This window comes from uncultured Limnohabitans sp. (assembly GCF_937889215.1).
Classification (GTDB): Bacteria; Pseudomonadota; Gammaproteobacteria; order Burkholderiales; family Burkholderiaceae_C; genus Limnohabitans_A.
The window spans coordinates 1-3,518 of the sequence record NZ_CALBEX010000153.1; the positions used below are offsets into that span (position 1 = coordinate 1).

Sequence of the window (3,518 nt, forward strand, 5' to 3'; positions counted from 1 at the left end):
CCTGATGGATGTCGAGCGCCCCAAGGTGGTCGAGATCGTGCATTGGGCCGCGAGCAATGGCGACCGCTCGGAAAACGGGGATTACCTGTACGGTAAAAAGCGCTTGCGCGAGATCGATAGGCGCATCCGTTTCCTAACCAAACGTTTGGAGATTGCGGAAGTGGTCGATCCGGCGGTGCACCACGGCAGCGACCAGGTGTTCTTTGGCGCAACGGTCACCTATGCAGAGGCCACGGGCACCGAACGCACAGTGACGATTTTGGGCATTGACGAAGCCGACAGTCTGCAAGCCCAAGTCAGCTGGGTCTCGCCCATTGCGCGCACTTTGCTCAAGTCCCGCGAGGGCGACGAGCTCAAACTGGTCACGCCCGCAGGCGTGATCGACATTCAGGTGCTGGAAGTCCGCTATCCGGCAGCTGCTTGAACAGCAGGTGCGCCGTAGCTTTGTGAGTACGCCACAGCTCAGGCTGCGCCATTGCCTTTGGGTGTCTGGCGCTCGGCCTTGATGACAGACGGGGTGCGTTTGAGGTGGCGCAGCACTTGATCGAGGTGGGCCACATCGCGCACGGCCACCACGAACTTCAATTCGGCCGTGTCTTGCGGCGTGTCTTGCCCCATGTCGACGTGCACGATGTCGCTTTCTCCGCTGGCCAAAGCGCCAGCCACCCGGGCCAACACGCCTTTGCCATTGACCACGGTGACCGTGATGGCGGTTTCGAAACTGCGGCTCAATTCGTCTGACCACTCCACGCCGATGAAGCGTTCGCTGTCTTTTTGCGCCAGTTTGCGTGCCGTCGCACAGTCCCGGTTGTGCACGGCCAAGCCTTCGCCACGGCCCAGGTAACCCACGATGTCATCACCAGGAAGGGGGCGGCAGCAAGGGGCGTAAACCACCGAGGCGTTCTCGCTGCCGTCCAGGGTGATGGCCCCTTGCGAGATGGATTCGTGGGCGGTGAAGCGTTCCCGGGTCATGAGCAGCGCATCGGGTTTTTGTCCCAACTCAGACAACAAGGCGGTCAGGCGTTTGGCCACGATGGTCGCAATGCGCTTGCCCAGGCCAATGTCCATCAGCAAATCGGGCTGGTTGCGGTTGCCTGTGAAGCGCAGCAGTTTTTCCCACAGCGCGTGGTTGGCGTCGTCGTTGGCGGGCAGTTGGTTGATGCCCTCGGCCCGCAAAGCTTGGGACAAGAGTTTTTCCCCTAAGCCAATGGACTCGCTTTGGGCCATGGTTTTCAGATGATGACGAATCTTGGAGCGGGCGCGGCCCGTGCGCACAAAACCCAGCCATGCCGGGTTCGGGGCCGAGACGGGTGCGGTGATCACTTCGACCACGTCGCCGTTTTTGAGTTCGGTGCGCAGTGGAACTTGGTCGCCATTGATGCGGGCCGCCATGGCGTGGTCACCCACCCGGCTGTGGATGGCGTAGGCAAAATCCACCACCGTGGCGCCCCGTGGCAAGGCCATGATCTGGCTTTTGGGCGTGAACACATAAACGGCATCGGGGAACAGGTCGACCTTGACGTGGTCCCAGAACTCGGCCGCGTCGCGTGTCTCGGTCTGGATGTCCAAAAGCGATTGCAACCACTGCGTGCCCAAACGCTCGGATTGGGCGCTGGCCGACTCGTGTTCTTTGTAAAGCCAGTGCGCTGCCACACCCGATTCGGCCACCAAGTGCATCGCTTCGGTGCGCATCTGGAACTCCACGTTCACGCCAGACGGCCCCACCAAGGTGGTGTGCAGCGACTGGTAGCCGTTGACCTTGGCAATGGCGATGTGGTCCTTGAACTTGCCGGGCACGGGTTTGTAGATTTGGTGAAGCAAACCCAAAGCGGTGTAGCAATCAATGACCGAAGGCACGATGACCCGCAGGCCGTAGATGTCGGTCACCTGCGCAAAACTCAGGTGTTTCTCATCCATCTTTTTGTAGATGGAGTACAGGGTTTTTTCGCGGCCGCTGATGCGCACCTCCATGTGGGCCTGGGCAAACACGGCTTCCACATCGGCCTGCACTTTTTGAATCAGGTCGCGGCGGCGGTTGCGGGCGCGTGAGACGGCTTTGGTCAGCACCGCATGCCGCCAGGGCAGCAGGTGCTTGAAGGACAGGTCTTGCAGTTCTCGGTAAATCTGGTTGAGGCCCAAACGGTGGGCAATGGGCGCGTAGATTTCAATCGTTTCAGATGCAATGCGGCCCCATTTGCTGCGCGGCATGTCGGACATGGTGCGCATGTTGTGGGTACGGTCGGCCAGCTTGATCAGGATGACGCGCACATCGCGGGCCATGGCCAGCAGCATCTTGCGAAACGACTCGGCCTGGTTTTCTTCGCGGGTGTTGAACTCCAGCTTCTCCAATTTGGTCAAGCCGTCCACCAATTCGGCCACCGGGGAGCCAAAGCGTTCAATCAGCTCGATCTTGGTGATGCCGCAGTCTTCCATGGCATCGTGCAGCAGCGCTGCGGCCAAGGCTTGGGCGTCGAGCTTCCATTCGGTGCACAAACCGGCGACGGCGATGGGGTGGGTGATGTAGGGTTCGCCGCTTTTGCGCAGCTGCCCCAAATGGGCTTCGTCGGCAAATTTGTAAGCCTGCCGCACCATGTCGGTCTCGGCCTCGTTCAGATAACCCAGTTGCGCCTCGAGCACGGCAAAGCTGGCGGCTGCCGCGTTGGCAACTGCGGGGTCCAGCGCTGGTGAGCGGTGGGCGCTGGCTTTGGGGGTTGGGGGCACGGCAACAGGCATGGCTTCAATGTAACGCAAGCCACCGCAGGCCTGAAAAAATCCCAAAAAAAAGCCCCATGAATGGGGCGTTTGGTGGCCTGACGACCGGTTTGGCTCAGGCCAGACCGGGTCGGGTGGTGCTTTAGACGACGCGCTTGAGCATTTCGGTGCCGACTTTGCCAGCGGCGATTTCGCGCAGGGCGGTCACGCAGGGCTTGTTTTTGCTTTCGATGCGTGGGGTGTGACCCTGGCTCAGCATGCGGGCGCGGTAAGTGGCGGCCAAAACCAGCTGAAAGCGGTTGGGGATCTGTTCCAGGCAATCTTCAACAGTGATGCGGGCCATGAGGTTTCCTTGAAAATGTCTGTGCGGGGTCAAGCCATCTTGAGGGCTTGAAAGGTGTCAGGCCGGGCGCGGCGCTGAACGTGGTACTTGAGCCGTTGGGCGTGAACAACCGCTTTGAGGTCAAACAGGGCACGATCAAATACTTCGTTGATTATAACGAAGTCGAATTCTTGGGCCTGGGCCATCTCGACGGCAGCGTTTTGCAGGCGCAAATCAATGATATCGGCTGCATCTTCACCCCGGCGCTCCAGGCGCGAGCGCAATTCTTCCCAGCTGGGGGGCAAGATGAAGATCAGTACCGCGTTCGCGTACATCTTTTTGATCTGCAAAGCGCCTTGGTAATCGATCTCCAAAATCACGTCCGCACCCTGGGCCATGCGGTCTTCGATCATTTTCTTGGATGTGCCATAACGCTGGCCGTGCACATGGGCCCACTCGACAAAGGCATCGCCCAACACCATAG

Annotated in this window: 4 protein-coding genes; 1 reads left to right on the forward strand and 3 read right to left on the reverse strand. The window is 59.9% G+C overall.

Annotated features, from left to right (window positions below; genetic code table 11):
- Positions 1-424, forward strand: a 424-nt coding sequence (gene greB, locus Q0341_RS03890) for a transcription elongation factor GreB (RefSeq protein WP_299510721.1), incomplete at its 5' end; no start/stop codon positions are given.
- 38 nt (positions 425-462) lie between these two features.
- Here the strand turns inward: greB and Q0341_RS03895 are convergent.
- From Q0341_RS03895 to Q0341_RS03905, 3 genes are all read right to left on the reverse strand, one after another.
- Positions 463-2,733: a bifunctional (p)ppGpp synthetase/guanosine-3',5'-bis(diphosphate) 3'-pyrophosphohydrolase gene (locus tag Q0341_RS03895; protein ID WP_299510724.1), complete on the reverse strand. Its 2,271-nt coding sequence runs from the start codon at positions 2,731-2,733 to the stop codon at positions 463-465.
- 121 nt (positions 2,734-2,854) lie between these two features.
- The gene (gene rpoZ / locus Q0341_RS03900; protein WP_299510722.1) at positions 2,855-3,055 is read right to left on the reverse strand and encodes a DNA-directed RNA polymerase subunit omega; all 201 of its coding nucleotides are present in this window, start codon (positions 3,053-3,055) and stop codon (positions 2,855-2,857) included.
- A 29-nt stretch (positions 3,056-3,084) separates the two neighbouring features.
- Positions 3,085-3,518 (reverse strand): guanylate kinase (locus Q0341_RS03905; RefSeq protein ID WP_299510723.1); only part of this gene is annotated, 434 nt, incomplete at its 5' end.